22 protein-coding genes, 1 pseudogene and 1 riboswitch are annotated in these 25391 nt (G+C 43.3%); of the genes and pseudogenes, 14 read left to right on the top strand and 9 right to left on the bottom strand.

The window, feature by feature from the left end; genetic code table 11:
* Positions 1-38 precede the first annotated feature (38 nt).
* Complete coding sequence (locus tag GCU39_RS10760; RefSeq protein WP_152393502.1) at positions 39-938, top strand: LysR family transcriptional regulator; 900 nt, start codon at positions 39-41, stop codon at positions 936-938.
* Between the two features lie 487 nt (positions 939-1425).
* On the opposite strand, the gene GCU39_RS32265 is transcribed toward GCU39_RS10760, so the two are convergent.
* The gene (locus tag GCU39_RS32265) at positions 1426-1551 is read right to left on the bottom strand and encodes a hypothetical protein (RefSeq protein ID WP_265333512.1); all 126 of its coding nucleotides are present in this window, start codon (positions 1549-1551) and stop codon (positions 1426-1428) included.
* Positions 1552-1824: 273 nt separating this feature from the next.
* Here GCU39_RS32265 and GCU39_RS10755 point away from each other — a divergent pair, with 273 nt between their 5' ends.
* Both GCU39_RS10755 and GCU39_RS10750 read left to right on the top strand, forming a co-directional pair.
* A complete protein-coding gene (locus GCU39_RS10755) occupies positions 1825-2247 on the top strand; it encodes a GNAT family N-acetyltransferase (protein ID WP_152393501.1) in 423 nt (140 codons plus the stop codon).
* A gap of 494 nt (positions 2248-2741) precedes the next feature.
* Positions 2742-3164 (top strand): annotated as a pseudogene (locus GCU39_RS10750) (bis-aminopropyl spermidine synthase family protein); the annotation flags it as partial.
* Positions 3165-3413: 249 nt separating this feature from the next.
* Here GCU39_RS10750 and GCU39_RS10745 read toward each other — a convergent pair.
* From GCU39_RS10745 to GCU39_RS10725, 5 genes are all read right to left on the bottom strand, one after another.
* Positions 3414-5183, bottom strand: a complete 1770-nt coding sequence (locus tag GCU39_RS10745; RefSeq protein WP_152393500.1) for a methyl-accepting chemotaxis protein — start codon at positions 5181-5183, stop codon at positions 3414-3416.
* A gap of 128 nt (positions 5184-5311) precedes the next feature.
* Positions 5312-5773, bottom strand: coding sequence for a DinB family protein (locus GCU39_RS10740; protein WP_152393499.1), 462 nt, complete (start codon positions 5771-5773; stop codon positions 5312-5314).
* Positions 5774-5894: 121 nt separating this feature from the next.
* Entirely contained in the window at positions 5895-6518 is a 624-nt protein-coding gene (rplD, locus tag GCU39_RS10735) for a 50S ribosomal protein L4 (RefSeq protein ID WP_152393498.1), read from the bottom strand.
* A 361-nt stretch (positions 6519-6879) separates the two neighbouring features.
* Positions 6880-7143: a CD3324 family protein gene (locus tag GCU39_RS10730; RefSeq protein WP_152393497.1), complete on the bottom strand. Its 264-nt coding sequence runs from the start codon at positions 7141-7143 to the stop codon at positions 6880-6882.
* 185 nt (positions 7144-7328) lie between these two features.
* Positions 7329-8363 (bottom strand): Cfr family 23S rRNA (adenine(2503)-C(8))-methyltransferase, encoded by a 1035-nt coding sequence (locus GCU39_RS10725; RefSeq protein WP_152393496.1) that lies wholly within the window; start codon positions 8361-8363, stop codon positions 7329-7331.
* Positions 8364-9308: 945 nt separating this feature from the next.
* On the opposite strand from GCU39_RS10725, the gene GCU39_RS10720 reads away from it, so the two are divergent.
* From GCU39_RS10720 to GCU39_RS10690, 8 genes are all read left to right on the top strand, one after another.
* On the top strand, positions 9309-10718 hold the full coding sequence (locus GCU39_RS10720) for an S-layer homology domain-containing protein (RefSeq protein ID WP_152393495.1): 1410 nt from the start codon (positions 9309-9311) through the stop codon (positions 10716-10718).
* Positions 10719-10736: 18 nt separating this feature from the next.
* Positions 10737-10907 carry a LuxR C-terminal-related transcriptional regulator gene (locus GCU39_RS32520; protein ID WP_152393494.1) on the top strand — a complete coding sequence of 57 codons (171 nt, stop codon included), beginning with the start codon at positions 10737-10739 and terminating at the stop codon, positions 10905-10907.
* 303 nt (positions 10908-11210) lie between these two features.
* Entirely contained in the window at positions 11211-11339 is a 129-nt protein-coding gene (locus GCU39_RS32515) for a cupin domain-containing protein (protein WP_407671704.1), read from the top strand.
* 71 nt (positions 11340-11410) lie between these two features.
* Positions 11411-12340 carry an alpha/beta fold hydrolase gene (locus GCU39_RS10710; protein ID WP_227793538.1) on the top strand — a complete coding sequence of 310 codons (930 nt, stop codon included), beginning with the start codon at positions 11411-11413 and terminating at the stop codon, positions 12338-12340.
* Between the two features lie 319 nt (positions 12341-12659).
* Positions 12660-13373: a cytochrome c biogenesis CcdA family protein gene (locus tag GCU39_RS10705; RefSeq protein ID WP_152393493.1), complete on the top strand. Its 714-nt coding sequence runs from the start codon at positions 12660-12662 to the stop codon at positions 13371-13373.
* A 26-nt stretch (positions 13374-13399) separates the two neighbouring features.
* Positions 13400-13936, top strand: coding sequence for a TlpA family protein disulfide reductase (locus GCU39_RS10700; RefSeq protein ID WP_152393492.1), 537 nt, complete (start codon positions 13400-13402; stop codon positions 13934-13936).
* A 28-nt stretch (positions 13937-13964) separates the two neighbouring features.
* Positions 13965-15065 (top strand): peptide-methionine (S)-S-oxide reductase MsrA, encoded by a 1101-nt coding sequence (gene msrA / locus GCU39_RS10695; protein WP_227793537.1) that lies wholly within the window; start codon positions 13965-13967, stop codon positions 15063-15065.
* Between the two features lie 575 nt (positions 15066-15640).
* Entirely contained in the window at positions 15641-16948 is a 1308-nt protein-coding gene (locus GCU39_RS10690) for an acetamidase/formamidase family protein (protein ID WP_152393491.1), read from the top strand.
* Between the two features lie 315 nt (positions 16949-17263).
* On the opposite strand, the gene GCU39_RS10685 is transcribed toward GCU39_RS10690, so the two are convergent.
* Positions 17264-18901 carry an Rqc2 family fibronectin-binding protein gene (locus tag GCU39_RS10685; protein ID WP_193726867.1) on the bottom strand — a complete coding sequence of 546 codons (1638 nt, stop codon included), beginning with the start codon at positions 18899-18901 and terminating at the stop codon, positions 17264-17266.
* A gap of 352 nt (positions 18902-19253) precedes the next feature.
* Between GCU39_RS10685 and GCU39_RS10680 the strand changes: the two genes are divergently transcribed.
* A complete protein-coding gene (locus GCU39_RS10680) occupies positions 19254-20732 on the top strand; it encodes an Lsa family ABC-F type ribosomal protection protein (protein ID WP_152393489.1) in 1479 nt (492 codons plus the stop codon).
* Positions 20733-20943: 211 nt separating this feature from the next.
* On the opposite strand, the gene GCU39_RS10675 is transcribed toward GCU39_RS10680, so the two are convergent.
* Positions 20944-21369, bottom strand: coding sequence for a DoxX family protein (locus tag GCU39_RS10675; protein ID WP_152393488.1), 426 nt, complete (start codon positions 21367-21369; stop codon positions 20944-20946).
* Positions 21370-21687: 318 nt separating this feature from the next.
* On the bottom strand, positions 21688-22563 hold the full coding sequence (locus tag GCU39_RS10670) for a DMT family transporter (protein WP_193726866.1): 876 nt from the start codon (positions 22561-22563) through the stop codon (positions 21688-21690).
* A 126-nt stretch (positions 22564-22689) separates the two neighbouring features.
* A riboswitch (FMN riboswitch) is annotated at positions 22690-22845 on the bottom strand.
* A gap of 620 nt (positions 22846-23465) precedes the next feature.
* Here GCU39_RS10670 and GCU39_RS10665 point away from each other — a divergent pair.
* Together GCU39_RS10665 and GCU39_RS10660 are read left to right on the top strand one after the other, a co-directional pair.
* Complete coding sequence (locus GCU39_RS10665) at positions 23466-24692, top strand: sensor histidine kinase (RefSeq protein ID WP_152393486.1); 1227 nt, start codon at positions 23466-23468, stop codon at positions 24690-24692.
* Positions 24689-25351, top strand: a complete 663-nt coding sequence (locus tag GCU39_RS10660) for a response regulator (protein WP_152393485.1) — start codon at positions 24689-24691, stop codon at positions 25349-25351. Before GCU39_RS10665 ends, GCU39_RS10660 begins: the two co-directional genes overlap by 4 nt.
* The last annotated feature ends 40 nt before the right edge of the window (positions 25352-25391 follow it).

The raw sequence follows: 25391 nt of genomic DNA, 5'->3' as shown, positions 1-25391 counted from the left end.
GGAAACGAGTTATGATCTAGTAGAAGGGGGGAATCGGATTGACACTACAGCAGTTGAAATATGTAATCGAGGTGGCTAACCGCGGCTCTATCAATGAAGCAGCCAAGCGGTTGTTCATCTCTCAACCCAGTCTATCGAATGCGATTAAAGACTTGGAAGAAGAATTGCAGATTGCGATCTTTGATCGATCCAATAAAGGCATCTCGCTGTCCAAAGAAGGGGTAGAATTTCTTAGCTACGCAAGGCAAGTCGTCGAACAAGCGGAACTGCTCGAGAGCCGATATTTGAACGCGAAGCCTTCTCCGCAGCATTTCTCGGTATCGACACAGCACTATGCCTTTGCGGTCAATGCTTTCGTAAGTCTGGTCGAGCAGTACGGTCATGATGAATATGAGCTGGCGCTGCGCGAGACGAAGACGTATGAGATTATCGAAGACGTCAAGAACATGCGCAGTGAAATCGGAATTTTATATGTGAATGAGTTTAATGGGAAAGTCATCAATAAGCTGCTCAAAAGCGCCAATTTAGAGTTTCATAGTTTGTTTGTCGCGAAGCCGCATATTTTTATCAGCATTAAGAATCCGCTTGCCAAGCAGTCGATGGTAACAATTGATGAACTTCAACACTACCCGTATTTGTCGTTTGATCAGGGGGAATACAATTCGTTTCATTTCTCGGAAGAAATTCTAAGCACCATGTCGCATAAGAAGAGTATTCGCGTCAATGATCGTGCGACGTTGTTCAATCTATTAATCGGTCTGAATGGGTATACCATTTCGACAGGGGTACTAAGTAAAGATCTGAACGGGAACGAGATCATTCCCGTGCCGCTAGATTGTGAGGAGACGATCAATGTTGGCTGGATTGCCCATCGGAATACGTCCATGTCCAAACTCGGCCTAGCTTATGTCGAAGCGCTTACTGCAGCCACGCGATGAAAGAATCCCTAACCGACAAATACGGTGAAGTTCCAATTAAATAAAAAACAAAACCATCGTTCGGACTCGAACAATGGTTTTGTTTTTTTATTCACAGCAAGTTTAACAGCATTAGACAGCTATGGTATCGTGTTGAGCCCTCGACTGCGCCACTTCTAGATGGCTTGTCTTTCCCGGTAGGCACCTTCTCATAAGTCGGTGAGTCGATTCACCTTGTTACTCATACCTTTCGTCTCCGTAGTATCGTGTTTGTGATGGAACCCTATGCGGCAAACAATCCACGGCACTCAACCTGACAGGAAGCACGAATCGTTTCAAGTTCACAAGCCTTCACCTCTGAGGAATCCATTGCCTCCGCATGCGCGTTCAATAATTCAAGAAGCAGTTGAGTTCAAAGAAAGATCCGACCACCAGCGTCAGCAGGAGCGACACCGTCACGATCCGCAACGCCAAACCGATTTTTTTCTCCGCTATCACGTCCACTCTCCTATCGATTCTTGAGTTTATTAGGAGATTCGCTGCCGACTTCCCCTTGTTCTTGCCCTTTGATCTTACCAAGAATAACAGACGGCCGAATCTGTTGAACGTCATGAATCGGACGCAATAAAAGCATCACCTTGGGCCTGCTGCGCATGACGAATCTCATAAGCTATGCCAAAAGTCATGCTCGATTCGCTCAAATTGGAGCCACCGTTCAACTAACGGGAAAATTACTGGAAGAAACTTAAAAGCTGTTGTAGTGATTGGCTCATTAGCAAGTGGAAACTATAGACCTGGAAATAGTGATATCTGTTTTGTTAACGTGCAGGATAGTTGGGTATTAATGGTGAATATTTGAAAAGGGGCATACCTCACATCAAAACTTCAGTGCAGAGGGAGTGAGCAATTGAATATTAGAGAGGCTCATGAAGGGGATTATCCTGAACTAAGAAAGCTGTACCTCGAATCACGGCACAATACCTTCGTATGGGACAATATTAATGAAATGACTTTGGAGGATTTCGACAAGCATACGGAGGGCGAATTCATCATCGTAGCAGAAGAGGCCGGTATCCTTATGGGCTTTACCTCCTTGTTTTTGCCGGATAACTTCATTCATAATCTTTTTGTTCACCCGGATTGCTCAGGGAAAGGAGTCGGCAGTCGTTTGCTGCAAGCAGCTGACGTTCAAATGAATAAACCGATGCGATTAAAATGCGTATCTAAAAATTATAAGGCATTGTCATTTTATGAACGCAACGGATGGAAGAAGGTTGTTGAGGAAGGCCGTCCGGGAGAAGAGAAGTACTGGGTTATGGAATATAAATAAAACAAGGAACCGCATTTGGTTCCTTGTCAGGGCTGTCGCGAAAGTATCGACAGCCATTCTTTTGGCTCAAGTCAAGTGCGAATTTCAATATAATTTTTAGCCCGCACTGATCAACTTGACTCTAGTAAACGTGTATAGTAATATATAGTAATATTTACTAAGGGAGAAATGTTGATGTTGGCGGTAGTTCTTAACTAACCAAATTCCATACTTGAAGTTTTCAACAGTCCTAGGGACCAATTGCTGATATAGCATGGTTTTTTTTGACGGGCATTTTGAAGGCTTCGGAATTAGTTAAGAACAGCGGATAATAATCAAAGCCTTAGTGCTGCCTATTGTTATGCACCCACAATCCGTGCTGTCTTCAGCGCGGTTTTTTGTTTTTTGCGGTGTAAATTTAGGTAGTGTTCAAAAAGGGCAGGGATGACGTATGTTCATTCCTGCCCTTTTTGTATTTTTATTGTGGTGAATTTACAGTTTTTAGGAGGGATTGTGTGAATACGTATATTGAACAAGCAAGTCAGCATATCCGGCTGCAAGAAGGACCACAGGTGATCGAGCAACTACTACTCGAATGCTACTTGAACCCGGGTATTTCAACGAAAGAGTTAGCACGCAAAACGCTACTCCCTACCCCTGTGGCTGCGGCAATCAAACGGGAATTAATTAAAGCGGGGGCGCTCGTGCAGGAACGCGGTGTCCGCTGTACAACAGACGGACTCGCATCGATTGAACAGGAATGGGGATACCGCGGCTTGAATCATTCCCTTTATCATGATCTGCTTAATGAGTCAAAATGGAGCGAGGGTCTTAAAGATACGCTGGCTATTTTGGAGGAACTTTTATCGCTGCGGCCTTCCGTGGATGTTCAGATTGACCAGTCCAAATGCACGCCGGAAACGAGCCTGCGTCGGGCTGCATGTGGACAAATTTTTTCTTCAGAGGATACAAAAATCCGAATATTTAAAAAATGCGAACGTATTATGCCAGGGAAATGCAAGGAATTACGCCAGGAAAATACAAGGAATTATACTAGCAAGCAAGCCATGCCCAGTAATCAATACTGGAGCATGGCTTGTCTTCGTTCGGCCGTTCATTCATCACCGGAAAATGGATGGACTTGGAGACGCTAGAGATCATCGTTTGGCTTCCTCACAGTTGCAAGTCTACAGCTTGAACTGCTTCACGAGTAGAAGCATTTCTTCGGATATCCGGCTCATCGAGTCCGCCGATGCAGAGATTTCTTCCATGGCTGTGAGCTGTCCGGCCGTGGCGGTTGAAATTGCCTGTGCCAGATCGTTGGATCGAAGCGCCATGTGATCGATCTCCTGCAGGGAAGCATTGAACTCTTGGGAGCTTGCGAATATTTGTTCAGCCGCAGCAGAGGTCTCCTGTACGTGATACACGGCGCTGCGTGTTGCGAGCAGAATTCTTTGAAACGTCTCACCTGAGCGCCGAATGGAATCAACACCAGCCTGCACCTCGTGCTCGCCTTGATCCATAGCAGTGGCGGCTTTTTTAATATCGGTGAGAGTTGCCTGAATCAGCTCAGTGACTTCCATGGCGGATTTCCTGGAGAGCTCCGCCAACTTTCTGATCTCATCTGCAACGACTGCAAATCCTTTGCCCTCCTCGCCAGCTCGTGCAGCCTCGATCGCTGCATTCAGCGCCAGCAGATTGGTTTGCGATGAAATGGTCGTCATTGCATCAATGATCTCGCCTATCTGATGCGACCGCTCGTTCAGCTGATTGACGATCAGTGAGAGGTCTCCTACCGTTGTGGATACGGCAAGCATTTGTTCTGCTGACTGTGTGATCAGCCTATTTCCATTTTCGGCATGGCTTAAGGTAGCCTGTGAAGCTTCAAAGGCTGTCGATGAGGTGGATGCGATGCGATGTGCGCTGACTGACAGCCAATCCATAGCATGAGTGCTCTCCTGCAGGCTTCTTTTTTGTGTTTCATTACTCAAGGCCACTTCCTGTGCTGATACGGAAATTTGGTTTGTAGCCGCTGTCGTCTCCCCGAAGGTAACGGACAAGTCACGGGAGGCCGATGACAGGGCGTCAGCATGGGAAAGCAGCCCCTGCGTGAGCTCTCTTAATCGGTTATGCATGGTCTGGAAGGAGGTATACAGGTCGTCAATTTCATCCCGGCCATGTATGGCAATCACTCTTTGTGACAAGTCGCCTGCGGCGACCTGTTTGGCCTGCTGCGTCAACTGGACAAGCGGTCTGGTTAGACGCATCGCAAGCAGGATAACGAATATTCCGCCGATTATAATGCAGCCTAGCAGCGTATACACTGTGCTCTGCACAATATGTTGCTGTCCAGTGTTATAATCCTTGATGTAGGAGCCAGCTACAATCGTCCATCCCCAGTTTGGGTCCCTTAGCGAATAGGCTATTTTCATAGCGTCTGCTTTCGAGTCTGGAAGCGGCCACCTGTATACGGTAACTCCGCCGCCTGGCTGCTGCCCCTTCTGGAGCATATCCCGGATATGATGAAAGCCATCACTTGTCTGCTTGTTCCAAAATTTCTCCCCTTCCTGTGTTGGGTGAGCAACCAGATCACCTTGGTCGTTTAGAACAAAAAAATACCCGTGCTCGCCAATATTTATATTTGTATTGATTGTCCGTGTACCATCCGCCTGCTTTGCCCCGAGAAGCAGCTGCTTCATCTTCTCCTGAGCCTCTTCCTTGCGTAATGCGCCTTTCTTGACGGCATCCTCGAACGAAACGATAAGCTCCGCAGCCATATGAACCGTGTTTCTGAGGTTGGTCTCCATCTGCAGGTCGCTTTCACGGGCTGAAACCCAGATGCTCATGCTTCCTACCAACAATGTGGGAATGATTAGGATTGCGAGCGAGATGACCAGTAATTTATTCCGGATGGTGAACCGCCATTGTCTTGTACTTGGTTTTGTCTTTGTTTTCATGATTATCCCCCCGTAAAGTCCCTTATAGCCCCTGCCCAAATGCAGTAAATCGTACACGCTGATGAAATCGGATGATCAAAAACAGCAGTCCAAAGTAACCTTTGAACTGCTGTCATGAATCAGATCGATTATTTCAATGACTTCAGCATGGCGGAGACAAAGCCGATATGATCGGTTTCATGCAGTACCGTGGAGACAATCAGCTCGCCAAAAGTCTCGGCCTTCAAAAAGTTTTCTTTTACCGGTACGTCCAACTTGCTCTCCAGCAATTCCCGGATCTCGTCCGGCTGCTTCCTTAATTGGTCAATCAGCACATCCCATGTAGGTGGTTCGCCCTGCCAGTCTCCGGGCTTCGTTCCATAGGCGAAAAAGTCCTGGTAGCTTGCAGGAAGCTTCTTATTCAGTGCGAATTCCGAAAGGCCGAATACATGGAACTCTGTCACAGTAAGCACATGACCAATGTGCCAATGAATGCTGTTCTTGAAGCCATCCAGCACAAGATTTCGCTTGTCCGCCGGACACTGGGCTACCAGCTCAACCAATTGATTGTGACGATTCTTCAAAATGTCGAAAATAAAATCTGTTCTCATGCTTCATACCTCCTCATAATGGTCAACCAGAGAGATGTGGTAATCAAACTGGATAAGCTTACAGCCGATCAGATTTTTTTTGTAGTGATCCTAATGATCTTCCTCCGCTTGATGCCTTTTTTTAAGAGTGTATTTCCGTAATCATAGTGATAGCTTCTTTAGCGATTATCAATTTATCACAATTCAGAACATTGTATATATTAATGGAATCAGCTACGGCGGTTTCTACACCAGGTATGTTATTGGCGCTCTTAATAACAAAGTTATTAATCGAAGGGATAACAATCAGTACCTTTTTATCTGCCCCAAGAGCATGAAGCATAGCTACTATAGACTTTGTTCTGTAATTCTCTAACTTGATCTCGTCGACGACAATGATTTCTTTGTTCTGTACTTTGCTAGATAATGCAGATTTTATTGCAAGCTGTTTAACCTTTTTGTTGAGTTTGTAGCTGTAGTCGCGAGGTTTAGGCGCAAACACAACGCCTCCGCCACGCCAATGAGGCATACGAATCGAACCTGCTCTAGATCTATCAATTTTATTCTGCTTATACGGTTTTCTGCCACCGCCTCTAACTTCACCACGTGTTAATGCAGATTGTGTTCCACTGCGCTTATTTGCCAGATAGTTTATTACTGCATCATGCATAACCGATTCATTGGGAATAATACCGAAGATGGATTCTTCAAGTTCCATTTCACCAACATGATTACCTTCCATATTAAAAATAGTAACATTCAACATTATTCTTTCCTCCAGATCCTCAACTTTCACTTTATCTGTCCCATACTCACATTAAAAGCTTCATTATTAGAAAACTTGTTGATTAACGTTCGTTGAATATTTACAATGGTATCCATTATTTTAACCTCCATTTGTCCTGCTACATTTTAGAAGAGCCCATAGTTAAAAAGGTAACAGATAGAGATCGCATAAACTATATACAAAACGGTTCTGTAATGTCTGGTATAACCATTAACAAATCTCTTTTTCTTTCTTCATCAGAGGACATTAAAAAAAGATGACCCGTGTGAGTACAGGGATCATCCTTCTGACCGCGTAGTGTATTTAATTCGTCCAAATTAGGATCACATTTCAGCGATCTTTATTTGTGATAAATTATTTTTCTGATCGCATAAACAGAAAGGTAGTAAGATTCTGCAAGTTCTTGAATCGTATTACCAGATTTATATGCTTGTATTATTTCACTATTTCGCTTATCAATCTTTTCACGAAAACCGGATAATTCTCCCCAATTTTTATGTTGATCTTTTATTGCGGGAATGTAGATGTATTCACCTTGTACAAAATCTTGCAATTTTTCAATCAATTCTTTTGGGAGAATTTCATTAGCGTTGGTATATCTCATGTAGACTCACTCCTTGAATAAATGTTAAATCTCAAGTAGCAAAGCCAGCATGATTGGCGATCATGTTATTCCATGCAAATATCACCAAATATCTGTCTTTGCATGGAATTGAACATGGGTGATTGTAATATTCTTATGAGACAAAATCTGTTCTCCTTTATAGAATTTTTTTTTTTACTTTAGTCTTACTTGTTGTGTCCGTATAGCTGACCGCATGCTGCATCAATGTCCGTCCCGAATTGAGTTCGCACCGTTACTTTGATTCCCTTTGACTTTAAGATACTGACAAACTTTTGAACCCGCTCTTTGTCTGATTGATGAAAGCTATCAGGCGTCACGTCAGTTGAATTGTAGGGGATCAAATTGACGTGATATAAATGTTCCCAAGGACCTCTGTGCTTTAACAAAGCAGCAATGGCTTCCGCATGCTCATTTGAATCATTTTCTCCCCGAAGTAATATATACGCAATATATACTTTTCTACCCGTATCACGAATATGCTGATCCAACTTGTTCAAGACATCATTAAGCGGAAACCGATTGTTAATGGGCATTAACTCGCTCCGCTGTTCGTCGAACGGAGAGTGCAGTGAAAAGGTCAGGTTAACCTGTGGAAATTCTTTTGTCAGACGATCGATACCCGGCAAAATTCCAATGGTTGAAACTGTAATTCTTCGATGGCCCAATCCAAAAGTTCGTGGATCTGTTAGAATCTTAAGCGTGTCGAAAATATTAGGATTGGCTAATGCCTCTCCCATGCCCATAAACGAGACACTATCCAAGGCATCACCATTTAAATGGAAGTATAACAATTGATCAGTAATTTCATCAGCAGTTAGATTTCGTTTCAGTCCAATTGTACCTGTAGCACAGAAGCTACAACCATATCCGCATCCGCACTGACTGGAAATGCAGTATGATTTCCAGCCACGCTCATAGCTTAGTTGAACTGCTTCTATGCGTTCACCGCCCTCAATGGCAAAAAGTACTTTATTCACCTGTCTGGATGTCTTTTGTATGACAGGAGTTAAGTTCAAAACATGTTCGCCAAGCCTCATAATTAATTCGTTTCTTATAGCTTTAGGTAGTATGGTCATTCGGTCATATTCACCAATTTTTTGCTTAAAGATCGCGTCTGCAATTTGTTGAAACCGATATGCAGGTTGTTTTAATTCTGTCAATATGTTTTGAATCATCTCGTATTTCGAAGTTGATTTCATGTTTTTTCTCCTCTTGAGCCGGAGAAAATGCCTTTAGCAACCTTTGTAGGTGCCTAACATGTACATTAACCAACCATATGAAAACCCACGAAGCTTGCAGCTAGAACGCTACGTGCATCTATCGATAGATGGATAATGCTCCGGCATCTGTTTAGTTTGATCGTGAACCGTGCCGACGGACAATGAACGGTTCACATGAACATTTACAACTTCAAACATCTATTTCAACCTCCTAAGATAAAAAGCTAAAGATATATTTACAGTTCTTGCTGGCGGTATTTTTACAAAATTCGTTATCATGCTCTATAAAAAGTATTCTTACTTCCAGTAAAACCTAATTTCCAATCCGTATTGATATGAAAGCTAACATTTTCGAAGATGTTATCGTATTGTCAAAACCCTCCATAGAAAAAATAAAGAGCTACAAGAAAGTTACCTTTCTTGTAGCTCAAATAAACTAGAACTAAAATCCAACCTAATTAATGGATTAGACATTGTAATATTATTTGAGTGAAGAGAATAAGTAACTTTCTTACTTAACAAAGAATAAAACAGTTTTGTTTTATCATTCGTAATTTAAGCAAGAAATTTTACATTATTCTCCTCATCTCCCGTACGTTAATTAGTTGCATTCTAGCACAACCAATTTCACATTTCAACTTTTATCCATTTATGAAATTATTATTCGAGAAAGAGTACATTTATTATGGAGTGAAAGGGACAAGAGTTAGCCTCTAAGTTTTGGTTCATGGCCGCGGGCATTCGCCAATGCCCATTCTGCAATCATTATTTCTGTTAGTCGTACCGCCATACTTAAACTTCACCAGCTCCAAGCAAATGGAGATGAAATGGATATTTTTTGTAGTAAACGGAGAAACCTTTTTGAGCGGAGGTACGTCAATGATGGCAAGTTAGACAAACACACTACTTCAAGAGGTGATATTTATGAAAAAACCGTCCAAAATCATTACCCTGTCCGCAACCGTTGCCCTGGCACTCAGCTTGGCCGGACAAGACTTCGCTTCTGCTGCCGCTTTTAAAGATATTAATAGCGTGCAAGACAAAGACAAGATCATTGCCATGTATGACAGCGGCCTGATCAAGGGAATTACTGCAGAACTATTTGCTCCGAACAAGACCGTCACGCAGGCCGAGAGCGTACAGTTTTTCGTCAACGCGTTGGGGTTGAATCTGGACCTTGTCCGTTTCGTTAAAGAGCCCAAGGCTTCCGATTATTATGAGAATGCTAAGGATTCCGCTTGGTACGCGAATGCTTTCATTATCGCAGCAGTCAACGGACTGGACCTGCCTTCCGATCTGAATCCGAATGAAAAGCTGACGCGCGAAGCCTTCACGCACCAGCTCATTCATACGATCGAAATTATCGGTAAGCTGCCTATTATTAAGCCGGTTGTCGTGGAATTCAAAGACCAAGATCAAGTCAAAGTCGATTATGCCGGTTCGATCCAGCGCGCCCTGAACTACGGCGTCGTCGAGCTGGATAAAAACGGGAAGCTTCATCCTAAGAAAGAAATCACCCGCGCTGAAGCGGCCATCGAAATTAGCAATGCGCTAAATTATCTGAAAGCTCACTCCGCACAGGAGCAGGTCGGCGAGAGCGAAGCTCTCACGGCGGAACAAGCCGCGCAATTGATCAAAGGGGCTGTCGGAGAAGCTGCAAACCTGCAGATCAAGATCGATCCGAAAGCCGTCGTGACCCGAGAGTCGTTCACGTACCTGCTAGTTCATACGCTTCAAACGAGCGGCCAGCTGCCAATACTCAAACTGGTTCCAGCAGAGATCAAGGATAACGACAACATCGATATCCTGAACCAAGGTGCCATTCAGACAGCGATTGCCCTGGGCTTCGTTCAATTAGACCAAGAGGGCAAGTTTAATCCTAAGGCCGGAATCACTCGTAAGGATGCGATCGATATCGTGGGCAAAGCCGTGAAATACTTGAAAGCTCACCCGGCACCCGAGCAAGGCGGAGTAAGCAAAACTATCACGGTGGAACAAGCCGCGGAATTAATCAAGAAAGCCGCCGGAGATACGAACCTGCAGATTAAGATCGATTCGAAGGCCGACGTGACGCGCGAATCGTTCACGTACCTGCTGGTCCACACGCTTCAAGCGGGAGGCAAGCTGCCGATGTTGAAATTAATCCCGATAGAGATCAAGGATAATGACAAAATTGGTATCATATACCAAGGCGCGATTCAGACGGCGCTTGCTTTGAAATTCGTGCAATTGGACTCGGAAGGAAACTTCAATCCGAAAAACGGAGTTACACTTGCAGACGCGACGGCTATGGTCGATCGTGTGCAAGAGATTGTGAAAGAAACCAATAAGTAAGGGGTCTAGGGCTGCCGGATGGCAGCCTTTTCTATACTAACGGGATCGTGTACCCCCCTAACAGTGAAAAATCACGTTTCAAATTTCATCGCCAAGCTTGGGCTGCACGCCAGAACGCAAGCTATACTGTATTTTCGGTTCAACATCTCCTTTAAATCGCGAGGCATGACATTTGGCATTAATGCATGAAATTTTTCATGCTTTGATGGTCAAAAGTTATGCTTTTTTGCTTTGTAATACATGACTTCTCACAGGTTTGCATTCTTTCCCTTCTTGTTACAATCGATGTGTAAAGAACAAGGAGGTGGACAGGCATAAAGTTGGACATTGAAATAAGAAAAGTTCTTGCACTGTCGGAGAATGCTGTCGGAAATTTGATTGGAATCTGTGTAAAAACTTAATCTTTACAAGAGGTAATCCGAGGTTTTGGATGTACTTAGATCACGTATTCAGCACTTTACGGAATTATCGGACGATCAAACCTACTGTCTGATGAAAGGCGAGTTTGGTCCAGGGATTTTCGTGCTTATTCATAGTCATGAGGATCGAGAAACATTCTTTGTTCTTTCTGGGGAGATTGAAGCCTGGGTGGAAGAAAAATGGTATGCAGCATCTTGTTGAAGTTCCCCTTTCGCACGGCTATTGGCTAGGTTCATAGGAATATACATATAAATTCAGGAGGAATAGAAATCATGAAATTCATCAAAAGCAAATCCATGTTAACCGCATCACTGGCAGCAGCACTCGTCGTAACCGGAGTCGGGCTCGCAGGCAGCGTATCCAAAGCAAACGTTGCGAATGCAGCTACTCCTAGTTATTCCAATGACGTAACCGACACAGGAAATGGTCATTATGTCACCGTTGATAAAAACGTGAGGTTGTACGTTGAGGACGTAGGTAAAGGCAAACCGGTCATATTTCTTCATGGCTGGCCGTTTAACCATGAAATGTTCGAGTATCAACAGAACACATTGCCTGCCAAAGGTATTCGGTTCATTGCAATCGACCTCAGGGGATTCGGCAAATCTGACCATCCTTATGACGGCAATAATATGGAGACCTACGCGAATGATGTTCGCGCCGTCATCGAGAAACTCAATTTAAAAGACGCCACACTGGTAGGCTTCTCCATGGGATCAACCGTCGCAACCGAATATATGAGCCAATATAAAGACAATAGGGTTTCCAAATTAATACTCACCTCTGCCCCCACACCTAAATGGGGAATCCCGCAGGAAGCAATCGATGGCCTCGTAACCGGTCTGACCCAGGACCGCCCTAAAACACTTGCAGTCAGCCCAGACGGCTTCGTAACGAAACCTTCTACGGAGTTTTTGGCGTGGCTCGGCCAGTTGGAACTCGAAGCGGATTCCCATGCATCCATCGAAAGCATTAAATCGGTGGCTGCTACGGATTTGAGCGGAAAATTGAATCAAATCAAAGTGCCGACTCTTATTATGCACGGCATTCAAGATAAAACCGTCCCATTTGCAGTTGCGGAAGCATTGCATAAGGGAATCAAAAACTCCACGTTGATACCTTTTGATCACAGCGGACACGCCATCTTCTATGAGGAAAAAGACAAGTACAACCAAGAGATCATTAATTTCGTCAATCCATAATGGCTTTTATATAGAATAGAGGCTGACTCAACAGTAAGTTCTAGTTCACATTGAGAACAGCTCATTTGAGAAAAAGGGTATTTATTTGATTAATGGCGGCGCTAGGGATGCTACTCTCGCGCCGCCATTGTGCATTCTTGGTTCACTACTACCTTCTTGAGATAATGGAGAGCGAAAGCCACCCGACCCCAAGGCTCACTTCGGTAAACTACGAAGCAGAAATCGCAAGAATCCCGGTTGCTAGCCATTTGCTTTCAAGGAACTCAATGATTTGACTCTTCCAATTGCCCATAACTAAAAATGAAGGGAGGTGGTTCTCGTGTTGACGGACCATGTATTCGTGGGAAGTGTGTTAATGGCAGGTTTGCTCTCCTTTTTTTCGCCCTGCATTTTGCCGTTATTGCCTGTATATGTAGCCCATCTCGGTGGCGTTGTTGCGGGAAGTCATTTGGCAGGAATCAAATTTGGAAAGATTCGGATTCAACCCATCTTAATCGGAAATACCGTGTTCTTTATACTCGGAGTCTCCACTGTTTATGCACTTCTCGGTTTCGGTGCTGGGGCATTGGGGAGTGTTGTAAACAGCTCCTGGTTTATCGTCATCTGTGGGACTATAGTGGTTTTATTCGGGATCTACCAAACGGGAATATTTAAGCTGATTTTTATGGAGCGCGAAAAAAAGTTGGCGATCGAAATCAAGGGTAAAAGGGGTTTTTCTGCAGCATTTTTGCTAGGATTCGCGTTCAGCTTCGGTTGGACACCTTGTATCGGGCCGATCCTCGCGGCTGTGCTTAGCCTTTCTGCCAGTGAAGGTTCTTCGGCACAGGGCGGATGGTATATGCTGATTTACGCACTTGGATTAGCTATTCCGTTTCTGCTCCTTTCGCTCTTTTCGGATCTATTGTTAATGCGGCTGAAGGCGATCAATAAGCACTTGCGTATGTTGAAAGTGATTTCCGGATTCCTGCTTATTATCATGGGTGTGCTTCTCATGACGGATAAACTGAACACGATTACAAGCATGTTTCAATAGTTGGACTATATGATAGGAGGCTGATTATGGTGATTAATAAAAAATGGACTGTAATAACAATGGTGCTGCTCTACGTGCTGCTCCTTGCAGCTTGTGGGAATAAGCCTTCATCGCAGACAACGTTGAACAACGGGCAAGTTGCTCCTATGGTAGAGCTAAAAGATTTGAATGGGAGTCAGGTTACTTTGGCCAGCTTTGCTGGTAAAAAAGTGTATGTGAAATATTGGGCTTCCTGGTGTCCGATTTGCTTGAGCGGGATTGATGAATTGAATACTTTAGCGGGTCAAAATAATGATTTCAAGGTGATCACAATCGTCAGTCCCAATTTTAAAGGGGAACAATCAACAGACGACTTCACGCAATGGTTTAAGGGGCTTCAGGCTGAACAAAAGGGCAATAATCTAACAGTATTACTGGATGAAGGCGGAAAATATGCTCAAAAGTTCGGAATAAGGGGATATCCCACCTCGCTGTACATCGGCTCTGATGGTGTTTTAGTTAAAACTACACCGGGCCATAACTCCAATGATGTCATAATCAATACATTCAAAGAGGTATCTTGAGTACCAAAAAATTAATGGAGGGAATGCCGTGAAGCGACTTTTATTTGCAAGTTCATTGCTGCTATTGTTGTTGGTCGCGGCTTGCGGTAATCAGAAGGAGGGCTTAACGATGGCTGCTGAGAGGGGACCCACGACTTCGCTATCCGAAAACCCGAATGCCAAGATTGATTACACGCACAGTGATCTGCAAACGATCTATTTGGCGGGAGGCTGCTTTTGGGGATTGGAAGCTTATATTTCGCGCATTTATGGTGTACAGGACGTAACCGTAGGCTACGCTAACGGAACAGGAGAAAATCCAACCTATGAAGAAGTGAATCGCGGAGATCGAGGGTTTGCCGAAACAGTTGAGGTGAAGTATGACCCTGCGCGAATTCAGTTATCCGATGTGTTGACCGATTACTTTAAAGTGATAAACCCGACAAGCGTGAACAAGCAGGGGAACGATGTAGGTATCGATTATCGGTCGGGCATTTATTATGTAAATGAAAGTGACGTCCCGGTTATCAACGCAGTGGTAGCCAAAGAACAGGTGAAATATTCTAAAAAGATCGTCACCGAAGTGCTGCCGTTAACGAATTACTACTTGGCAGAGGAATATCATCAAGATTATTTGGAGAAAAACCCGGATGGGTACTGCCATATTGATCTCACGATTCTGGATGAACCGATTAAAGTTGATTCTACCTTGTATTCCCGGCCCAGCGACGAAGAACTAAAAAAGAAATTAACAGATATTCAGTACAATGTGGCAGTTCTTGGAGGTGAAGAGATAGCTTATTCCAACGATTACTGGAATATGTTCGATCCAGGCATCTATGTCGATGTTGCAACAGGCGAGCCATTGTTCTCCAGTCGCGATAAGTTCGATGCCGGCTGTGGCTGGCCGAGTTTTACGAAACCCATTGATCCGGAAGTAGTGACATACGCTGAAGATAAGAGCTACCATATGGTTCGCACGAGGGTTATTAGCCGCGTAGGGAAAATTTATCTAGGCCATGTGTTCGACGACGGACCTAAAGATAAAGGTGGCAAAAGATTTTGCATCGACAGCGCCTCTATCCGGTTTGTCCCGCTGGATGACATGCAGCAGGCAGGCTATGGATATTTACGATCAACAGTTGAATAAATCGGAAGGGATCTGGCTTTATGTACACTTTGCTGATCGTGAAAGATGAAGAATTGGTCAGGAAGGGCTTGATCTCTTTCAAACCCATCGTCCGGACATCGTCTTGTTGGACATTAAAGTTCCCAAATTGAAACGGCTTAGATTATACCAGAAAAGCCAAGGAGCTGAAACCAAACGCCAGAATCGCCATCATGATGGGATATGACTATTACGATTATGCGGTTTCCGCTTTAAAGATCGGAATTGATGATTATGTTCTAAACCAGGAAAATGAGTGTCTTATTCATAAGGTTGTTTAATGCGTCCTTCCAATATTACTTGATGGCGACCCGCTTGGAACGTTCAAAGCTGCAGCTCCTCCGGATTTCGGTCCTTTCCTATGTTTAGAAAAATTATGTAGCAAAGATGAATAATCTGAGGTAACTCGTATTATTTTGTTTATACAAAACGATACAGAGACGTTTTGTGTATAGTGAGTTATGAAGTAGTTTGATATTCTAAGTGTACGTAATGTATGACAGGCCGAAAATAATGTGAATTTAATAAAATACATATATAAAGGATGGTAATCAACTATGAAACAAGCTGTTGAAACACTGTTCGTCAATACCTTTACGGATGGAATTCTGGACCCGGACATAGAAATGCTTGGCCCTGTCAAGGATGGCGGTCATATTGTTGCCAATACGGCACCCGGCTGTTGGGGACCGATGATTACGCCTTGCCTGAAAGGCGGGCATGAGGTTACGAAGCCGATCTTTGTGGAAGGAGCGGAAATAGGTGATGCAATTGTTATTCAAATCAAATCAATCGAAGTAACCTCTATCGCAACTTCCTCGGGGAACGAAAAATCGGTTGAAGGTCGTTTCCTTGGTGATCCTTTTGTAGCCGTGAAATGCCCCGAGTGCACCACGCTGAACCCGGATACGGTCATTAAAGGCATCGGACAAGAGGCGATCCGCTGTGCCAACTGCGGTGTAGACATTACTCCTTTTATTTTTACGAATGGTTATACTATTACATTTGATGAAGATGGTCAAGTCGGAGTCACCTTGCCGAAGGAAGCAGCCGAACAAATTGCGCATGAAGGCCGCCATTATATGCGGACACCGGATGCGTCGGTGCAGAATCCGATTGTGACGTTTGCCCCGCATGATCTGGTTGGCGTCGTCGCGCGCATGCGGCCGTTTCTGGGCCAACTCGGCACTACTCCTTCCAAAGCGTTGCCCGATTCGCACAATGCTGGTGATTACGGCTCGTTCCTGATCGGGGCGCCACATTCGTATGCCGTGACCCAAGAGGAACTGGACGAGCATCGCACAGATGGGCACATGGATATCAGTCGTGTACGTGCAGGCGCAGTGCTAATCTGTCCGGTCAAAGTTCCGGGTGGCGGTGTCTATCTGGGTGACATGCATGCGTTGCAAGGCGACGGTGAAATTGCGGGTCACACGGCCGACGTTGCAGGGATCGTCCATCTCCAGGTCAAAGTGCTGAAGAACGTTAAACTTGAAGGACCGATTCTGCTGCCGAACGTGGAGGATTTGCCCTACACGGCCAAGCCGCTGTCCACAGCAGAGAAGCGCATTGCAGGAAACCTCGCGGCCAAGTGGGGCTTGAAGGAGATTGAAACATCGCTTCCGCTTTCTATAGTCGGAACGGCACCAGATTTGAATGCAGCTACTGAAAACGGGCTCGCTCGCGCCGCAAGGCTGTTTAACGTAACGGTGCCCGAGATTATGAACCGCGCCACGATTACCGGCTCGATTGAGATTGGCCGCCACCCTGGCGTCGTCACTGTAACCTTTCAAGCACCAAAGCATTATCTGGAGCAGGCGAAGCTCTATGAAATCATCGATGAACAGTATAAGGAACATGCCTGAAACGGTAAAAAGTGATGGATTTCATTATGCGAATACATGAGTTATATAAAAACAGCAGTTCAAAGTTGCCTTTGAGCTGCTGTTTTTATATATTCACACATGCTACCTTAAGCAAAGCAACAGAAGTCCGATTGAGAGTCTCAATCCAATGGTCTGAGAATAGTTGCTATTTCTCTCAAAACGAAAGCCCGTCCTATGAGAGGGCAGGCTTTTAGCGATAACTGGCAACTAGCTCCTGATAGGGTTTTCCAATAGAAAAATACCATTTAGGAACAGCACAAATAGAATTGTCCGAAAATAAAATCACTTAATAAGTTACGCCATCTGAACTAAATTTTCGGTTAGGAGCTTTTGAATAACATCTTCCATTGGCCTGACATAAATTGTTTTATGGGCTCCAAGTAACACCATTCCCATAGGGGCGCCTTTAGGCTTTTTAAGAGTCTTGACTTGACAATAGTTTACTTCGACCGAACCAGAGGCCTTGATTTGTGAAAAGTAAGCAGCCAATAAAGCCCCATAATATAACGTTTCTTCATCAGGTGTTGCGTTATTTATAACAACATGTGCTCCGTGATAACTTTTCACGTGCAGCCATATATCCTCTTTCTTGGCATAATGGAATGTTAGGTAATCATTCTGAATACTGTTCTTACCTACGAAGATTTTAATATCATGATCGAATTGAAAAGTCATAATGCTAGGCTTCCTGTTCTGCTTTTTCTTCGTTGATTGATTTTTTTTTGCTTTGAAATAGCCGTGTTTTTCAAGTTCCCTGCGAATTTCTAATGCATCTATGCTATCAGCCTGTTCAAGCCGGGACTCAAGCATACAAAAATAATCTGATTCCATTTTACTAAGCACAATTTGCTCCTTGAGTTTGGTATAAGCAAATTTTCCTTTGTGGTATTTTTCATAGTATTTTTGAGCATTTTGTTTTGCACTCAGTTTGGTGTCTAACGGAATATGAAGCAGTTCTCCTGTCACAAAATCCTCGAGATCGGCAGAAGCGGCGTTGCGGGGGAGCAGATGATAGTATGTGTAAAGTAGATCCGCATAGGTACGATACTGCTCAAAATGCCCGACTTCAAGTACTGCTTTCTCCAATTTTGAAAGTTTTCGGGATCGTTTAATTAATTCTTTACGTACCAGTAGGTGTAAACTGTCAGTTCGCCGACGAGTTAGCATTTTATACAAGGCAATATCTACGCCCTCCATAATTGGATAAAAAGTCGATTCCCCCCTCAAGTGTGTAAGCGGAATGGAATGAAACTGGATACCCTGCTCTGTTTCCGACAAATAAAGCTTGTCGCTACTATTTAGCTCATGCATAATTTCGTAGAATGACTGCCCCTGTTGCAAGCGGTATTGAAATTCACGATTTAACAGAGGCGAGAAACCATGAAATTGTGTTACAAGTGACTCTGATTCATTTATGGATGACGGCTGAAAAGGATTCTGTTTTCCGCTATAATCAAATGGAAGGTGATATACGGCCTCAGGCGTGAGTGTCCGCGTACTAGTTTTGCTGAGCGATGTTTGTTTCATTGCACCAATAATTTTATTCGCTTCATCGACAAGTATGATGTTGGCATCTTTGCCTAGCAATTCAATATAAAGTGAGTAGCGAACTGCCTTAGCACTGATTTGAAAGCAGTATATTCGTTCAACACCGACTTGTTCCATACTTTGGATGACACCAGCGCGTAGATGTTTTGCCAGTAATAATAAAAATTCATTTTCCTGCTTCGATTCCGAATAATTTTCTTCTGTGAAATTTATACGGTTATTTTGTGGATGAATGCTGATAATCAGTCTAATATTACGTTCGTTTGATAGTCCATCCAGGAGAATCTCTTTATCGGAAATTTGTACAATCTTATTGATTGTCATCGGTAGATTAGTCTTGATTTCTTTGGCAAGTTGATGCATTAGTAACCCGTCAAATGCCATGAATATTCCTCCTTTCATCAGAGATAATTGCAACGGATTGGAAACTAAGATCATCTTGTATTCATTTCAGTAATTATTACGGTTTCAACGCCGGGAATATTTCTTCCGTACACATAGAATATCAAATAACTTCGTAACACACTGTACACCAAATGTCTCTGTATCGTTTTGTATAAACAAAAAATTTTATGATGGAGGGATAACATGAGCACAGACACGGTTGTTACACATGACTCACTCCGTATAAGTCGTTAATATCCATTAAACTTATACGGAGTTAAATGAGAATAGATGGATATGTACCGACTTTTTATAAAGAAGTAATGTGTTATAAAAAGGAGGAACTTCACACATGTCAATGATTCAAGTACAAAACCTGACTTTTTCTTATCCAAGCAGCTTTGATAATATTTTTGAAGATGTTAGCTTCCAAATAGATACGGATTGGAAACTTGGCTTTATTGGTCGAAATGGACGAGGCAAGACAACTTTTTTTAATCTATTATTGGGGAAATATGAATACAGCGGAAAAATTATTTCTTCGGTAGAATTTAATTATTTTCCATATCCAGTCTCGGATAAAAGCAGATTCACACATGATATTTTAGAAGAGATATGTCCTCAGGCAGAAGATTGGGAGTTTCTTCGAGAAATATCTTATTTAGATGTCGATGCCGAAGTGATGTACCGGCCATTTGAAACATTATCGAATGGGGAACAAACGAAGGTTTTACTTGCTGCACTGTTTTTGAATGAAGGGCAATTTTTATTAATTGATGAGCCGACCAATCACCTAGATACCCATACACGAAAGATGGTTTCTAATTATTTAAAAAGGAAAAAAGGATTCATTTTAATTTCACATGATAGAAACTTTTTGGATGGCTGTGTTGATCACATCTTGTCAATAAACAGAGCCAATATAGAAATTCAAAGTGGTAATTATTCTTCTTGGAAGCTGAATTTTGATAGACAGCAGGAACATGAGGAAGCAACAAATGAGCGTTTGCAAAAAGATATTGGGAGGCTGCAACAATCTTCAAAGCGTTCAGCCAATTGGTCTGATCAAGTAGAAGCTTCCAAAAATGGTACAACAAATTCTGGTTCTAAATTAGACAAGGGCTATGTAGGACATAAAGCAGCAAAATTGATGAAACGTGCAAAGAACCTGGAGTCAAGGCAACAGAAAGCTATTGAAGAAAAGTCAAAGTTGCTAAAAAATGTGGAAAAAACGGAGTCATTACAGTTAGAGCCATTGGAATACAACTCTAAAGAACTAATTCAGTTAACGGATGTGTCTGTTATGTATAATGGTGAATTCGTTAATACGCCAATAAGTTTTCATGTTGAACCAGGTGACCGAGTTGTGCTTGATGGAAAGAATGGTAGTGGAAAAAGTAGTATTTTAAAACTAATTCTAAAGAAGCCACTCCAACATACAGGTGCTTTGAACGTTGGTTCAGACCTTGTCATATCTTATGTACAACAAGATACCTCTCATTTAAAGGGAAAGTTATCTGACTTTATTGAAGAAAATCAGATTGATGAACAGTTATTTAAATCTATTCTACGAAAAATGGATTTTGACCGTATTCAGTTTGAAAAAGATATATCCCACTATTCTGGTGGACAAAAGAAAAAGTTGCTTATAGCCAAAAGTTTATGTGAAAAAGCACATTTATATATTTGGGATGAGCCACTAAATTTTATTGATGTTTATTCACGTATGCAAATTGAAGAACTTATTCAAAGCTTTAATCCAACAATGGTTTTTGTTGAGCATGACCAGACATTTCAAAAAAAAGTAGCTACGAAAACGGTAGCCTTATAGTTATATTTGGAGCATTGCTTATTGCAATCACTTAGATACAGAGAAGTAAACCCGCATTCCGTTGTTCTGGAGCGGGTTCTTTAATATTTCCAAATGCTCGTATGGAATCTGGCTTTTTACCGAGTCGGGTTAGTGCCAAAAAACCCAAAGCAAACGCGCCTTGGGTTGACATTATCACTCGAAGTTCGGGAATATGCTTATTTTGTTTCTTTCATAAAGGACGAATTTTTGTTTCTCTCTTAATGAACGAATATTTATTGGCGGATTCCGCAAGGATTTCGTTCTGTAGCTTGCGGGACACAATGTAGGAGGCCATAAGAAGCACAATTGCTATTACAGCTGCAATACTTTCCGAAGGGTAGCCACTAGCAATGTTTGACCAGATAGCTGAAATCGCATCGAAAGTAAATCCGGCATACGCCCACTCTTTTAATCTATTGAATTTTGGAGCAAGAAGTGCGATAATTCCCAGAACTTTTGCGATTCCAAGTATATCTAAAAAGTACTCCGAATAACCTAACTTCTTCACCGTCTCTACGGCTTGCGGAGTATGGGCCAAATCTATATAAGCACTTAAAAAGAAATATAAAGCAACAATGGCCACAAGAATCCAGTTGATCATTTTAATATTTTTCATTTTACAGCTCCTCGCATCCGTTTTTCCTTTCACCTTTATGTTATCAAGAAAAGAAAGGAGGCAAATGTGCGAAAAGATAGATAAACGTATGAGGACGAGTATGACTTTTGGTGAATGTTTTCATGCTCTATGCAAGAAGTCATGTTTCCCGAAATTCAATGCGAAAATGGAAGATCGGGGTAAGGCGATTAAGGATGACATAAGTTCATTGACGGGTACGGCAGAAAGATGACGTTTTAATATGCTAGCTAAACGAAACGATCATTCAACAAATAGAGTATCACAACGCCGTTTTTTACTGACACGTTAAAAATTAAATTAGCGTCCTGAGAATCCAAGAATAATGATCCCCGTTGTAATGAAAATAGAAGCAATAATTCGACTCTTACCTTGTTTCTCTTTAAGAATAGCAATTCCAAGCATTGTGCCAAAAACTGTCCCAATCTCTCGCATTGGTGCTAGCTGTCCGACAGGGGCAATTGTTACAGCATATAAAAATAACAGATAGCCACCCTGTGCAAAAATCCCCCCTAATAGAACCGTTTTCCAATTGATTTTCCATTCATTCCTTATTGTTCGGGAACGAAAAACTGAAAATGATAAAGCTATTCCATTCCCCAAGTTTGTTGCTTCATTCAGTACGAAAGGTGGCCAATAATTAATAGATATTGCGTCCACCAGAATATAACTTGCAATACAAATACCTACTGCACTTGCGAGGAGTATTTCCACTCTCGGTCGAGGCGAAATTTTGTTAATCTTAGCTCCACTAATGAAAAAAATCCCCAAAACAATTAAAGATATACCTATCCAGCTTACGATACCTAGGTGAAGTCCTAAAAAAAATACAGATATTAGTGGAACCAGTAATAGACTTGTTCCACGCATGATTGGATAGACTTGAGAAAGATCTCCTAATGAATACGTTTTAGCGAGCAGTATTACATAGATTCCGTGCAAAATCATAGAAGCAAATAGTAAAGAATAACTTTTTATGTCCGCGACTGATTGGGGAATATAAAGTACAACCAAAGGTAAATAAACAATTACCCCCGCCCATTGACATAACCACAAAAATACGTCTTTTTTTATACTACTCTTCGTAAAAAGATTCCACAACGCATGCAGAAATCCAGATAAAAGAACGAGAAAAAGAGCAGTCAAAAAATAGATTGAATTCGTTGCATTTTCCATATTCAACAACCTCCTACGGTTTTTGAATAGGACACTTCTAAAGAAGTATGCCCCGTTATTAGAATAACGGGGCATATCCAAACAAACATGGATCGTAGTCGTTTTCAAAAACGATTCATGCTTAGTTGTGACCTTCTTCCATCCGGACTGTAACCGTCGGCCTTGGAATTTCACCAAGTCAGTCGTCCCTTCCTTAGAGGAAATCGACGAGTCGCGGGCTGGAGCCTATCAAAATGGCCCTTCACCGCCGGTCAGGAATTTCACCCTGCCCCGAAGGTCCGTATTCAATTTAGGATGCATTGTATCACATAGTTTCCAAAACCATCAAGTGACTTGATCACTACACATTTGTCGATTCTCTGTGTCAAGAATATGTTCAGGGATCCATATTAAATGCTTCCAAACATAGAAGCAAGAAAATTAGCGGTCGAGAGTAGCAGTCGTATTTTCCTTATCTTGAAGAATTTCAGAAATTATATTCGCAACCCATTTACCAAATGAAGTGAGTCGTGTATTCTTGACCATGTGGATATCTCCTAGATTAGGACAGGCTAACTGTACCTCTGTTAGGAGATTTTATCTATTTTGAACGCTTTTTGATTTTACATATTGGATGGCATTCGACGGGCCACCGTAATTTGCCTGTTAAGCCTCAGGAGGAGTCTGTGCCAGGTGAACAATAAAGGTTACATGGCTACGCATACATCTACGCTGATAGACACAAAAGTCAAAGAGTCGGTAGGGTGATCATTGACGATTTTACTTAACGATTCTGAAAGATAAGATTAATCCTGTCTTTATCTGAATCGTCTCCGTAAAGCTTCTCCAGCGTCCATAAGGAGGCCGAAGGCGTTTTTGCTTAATGTGCTAGTTCAAGGCGATCGAAAGGAAGGAACGCGATTATGGATCTGACAGGATATTTAACGAGAAATGGCCTTCTATTCTGGCAGTTGTTCTTCGTGCTGAAGCTGATCGTGAGTCTCGCCGTGACGGGGGTCGTTTACTATGAAACATCGACCGCGTTCTTCTGGCGGCTGAGCTTTATCGTTCTTTCGATAGCTGTGTTTTTGTTCGTTCGGTTTCGGCTGCCCAAGGCGAAGGCGCGTAGGAACGTGCTTATTCGGGTTCTGATTCTGGATTTTCTAGTTTCGGCGGCTTACGGCTACGTCTTTATTGGAGGACAAGTTCCCAATCAACTGCTGGTCGGGATTACGGCTTTGGCCATTCTGATGTTCCCAAAGAGCTTCCGATCCATCATCATCACCTGTGTAGTATTGCTTGCCGTCTATTTAGCGATCATGATCGCTATCGATTGGTATGTATTCCAACAGCTGGACGAAGTTAGTTATTTTATGACTTGTTCTTTTATCGTTTTTGCGGGCATCGTGTGCTTCTTGCTTCATTTCTATCAACGCGCGAGGCAGGATGCACTTCACTTGTACGCGCAGCTGAGGGAATCCCACGAGAGGCTGCAGGAATATGCTCTCCAAGCCGAAGAATGGGGAGCGGAACGGGAAAGGGTCACGATCGCAAGAGAGCTGCATGACTCGGTAGGCCATAAATTAACTGGACTGATCGTTCAGATGCAAGCGGCTCGCAAGCTGAGCCGGGTGGATTCGGAGCGTAGCGGACGGATCTATTCGGAATGTGAGGAATTGCTGCGGGCCTCCTTGCAGGAGATACGGTTGGCGGTACGGACGATACGGGACGAGCCTGTGCAATCGACATTCCTGCCCGAAAGTTTGGATAAGCTGTCCGAGGAGTTCACGAGGTATGCGGAGGTCGAGACCCGGTTTTACCTCAAGGGCGACCCGGTTCCACTTCCCGGTGAATTTCAGCTCACGGCGTACCGTATCACCCAGGAATCGTTGACGAACGCGAAGAAACACGGACGCGCGAACAAAGCCTCTATTCAACTGGCCTATGACACGGGTGGGCTTTCGATAGTAATAAGCAATGATGGAGTTGTACCGGGAGAGATGAAGCTGGGTTTCGGCTTGTTGAATATGCAAGAAAGAGTAAAGGAATGGCACGGAGAGGTTTCGTTCGGGAAGGAAGGCGATAGGACCTTCTCGGTGAGAGCGAGTCTACCGTATCCGGCTGCAGGCATGGAAGGAGAGAGACAATGAAGATTCTCGTAGTAGATGATCAGAGGCTCATGCGGGAAGGGTTAGCGACGATTCTGGAATTGGAACCGGACATGGAGGTGGTAGACACGGCGGTGGACGGGAGAGACGCCTATGCCAAAGTGATGGAGTGGCGTCCCGACGTTGTGTTGATGGATATCCGAATGCAGGTAATGGATGGTGTAGAGGCTTCCGCGCTCATCCTCAAGCATTTTCCCGAGACCAAAATCCTGATCCTGACCACGTTTGACGACGAGGAGCTGATTCTGAGAGCTTTGGAGCAAGGTGTGCACGGATATCTCCTGAAGGATATGCCGTCCGAGGCGATCGTCAGCGCGATTCACACCGTCTGCAACGGAGGAACAGTTCTTCAGCCCGAGATTACGTCAATGCTGCTGAAGGGGCTGAACAAGGGGATTGCTGGGAGCTCCATGCCGATTCCTGCTTTCTTGAAGGATGAGGAGGAAGGGCTTGCCAGCTTGACTGAACGTGAGAAGAATGTGTTGACCTTCCTTGCCGAAGGCTTAAACAATAAAGAGATCGCGGATGCCCTGCATATTACGGAAGGCACCGCCAAAAACCACCTGTCCAGCGTGATGGCGAAGCTGGGACTGCGTGATCGAACGCAGGCGGCTATTTTTGCGGTTCGCCGTCTCTTATAAGGAAATGACATTACTTTTGGTATAGAGATTCCCCTTGATT

Origin of the sequence: Paenibacillus guangzhouensis (genome assembly GCF_009363075.1) — a bacterium.
Classification (GTDB): Bacteria; Bacillota; Bacilli; order Paenibacillales; family Paenibacillaceae; genus Paenibacillus_K; species Paenibacillus_K guangzhouensis.
Note: the sequence above shows the minus strand (reverse complement) of the source record. Positions and strands in the feature narration are given on the sequence as shown.

What these genes read in the sequence shown, in the direction of transcription:
- GCU39_RS32265 (WP_265333512.1), bottom strand. Translation starts at nt 1,551, where the DNA reads ATGCTTTTATTGCGTCCGATTCATGACGTTCAACAGATTCGGCCGTCT.
- GCU39_RS10745 (WP_152393500.1), bottom strand. Translation starts at nt 5,183, where the DNA reads ATGAAAACAAAGACAAAACCAAGTACAAGACAATGGCGGTTCACCATC.
- GCU39_RS10740 (WP_152393499.1), bottom strand. Translation starts at nt 5,773, where the DNA reads ATGAGAACAGATTTTATTTTCGACATTTTGAAGAATCGTCACAATCAA.
- rplD (WP_152393498.1), bottom strand. Translation starts at nt 6,518, where the DNA reads ATGTTGAATGTTACTATTTTTAATATGGAAGGTAATCATGTTGGTGAA.
- GCU39_RS10730 (WP_152393497.1), bottom strand. Translation starts at nt 7,143, where the DNA reads ATGAGATATACCAACGCTAATGAAATTCTCCCAAAAGAATTGATTGAA.
- GCU39_RS10725 (WP_152393496.1), bottom strand. Translation starts at nt 8,363, where the DNA reads ATGAAATCAACTTCGAAATACGAGATGATTCAAAACATATTGACAGAA.
- GCU39_RS10720 (WP_152393495.1), top strand. Translation starts at nt 9,309, where the DNA reads ATGAAAAAACCGTCCAAAATCATTACCCTGTCCGCAACCGTTGCCCTG.
- GCU39_RS32520 (WP_152393494.1), top strand. Translation starts at nt 10,737, where the DNA reads ATGGCAGCCTTTTCTATACTAACGGGATCGTGTACCCCCCTAACAGTG.
- GCU39_RS32515 (WP_407671704.1), top strand. Translation starts at nt 11,211, where the DNA reads ATGAAAGGCGAGTTTGGTCCAGGGATTTTCGTGCTTATTCATAGTCAT.
- GCU39_RS10710 (WP_227793538.1), top strand. Translation starts at nt 11,411, where the DNA reads ATGAAATTCATCAAAAGCAAATCCATGTTAACCGCATCACTGGCAGCA.
- GCU39_RS10700 (WP_152393492.1), top strand. Translation starts at nt 13,400, where the DNA reads ATGGTGATTAATAAAAAATGGACTGTAATAACAATGGTGCTGCTCTAC.
- GCU39_RS10690 (WP_152393491.1), top strand. Translation starts at nt 15,641, where the DNA reads ATGAAACAAGCTGTTGAAACACTGTTCGTCAATACCTTTACGGATGGA.
- GCU39_RS10685 (WP_193726867.1), bottom strand. Translation starts at nt 18,901, where the DNA reads ATGGCATTTGACGGGTTACTAATGCATCAACTTGCCAAAGAAATCAAG.
- GCU39_RS10680 (WP_152393489.1), top strand. Translation starts at nt 19,254, where the DNA reads ATGTCAATGATTCAAGTACAAAACCTGACTTTTTCTTATCCAAGCAGC.
- GCU39_RS10675 (WP_152393488.1), bottom strand. Translation starts at nt 21,369, where the DNA reads ATGAAAAATATTAAAATGATCAACTGGATTCTTGTGGCCATTGTTGCT.
- GCU39_RS10670 (WP_193726866.1), bottom strand. Translation starts at nt 22,563, where the DNA reads ATGGAAAATGCAACGAATTCAATCTATTTTTTGACTGCTCTTTTTCTC.
- GCU39_RS10665 (WP_152393486.1), top strand. Translation starts at nt 23,466, where the DNA reads ATGGATCTGACAGGATATTTAACGAGAAATGGCCTTCTATTCTGGCAG.
- GCU39_RS10660 (WP_152393485.1), top strand. Translation starts at nt 24,689, where the DNA reads ATGAAGATTCTCGTAGTAGATGATCAGAGGCTCATGCGGGAAGGGTTA.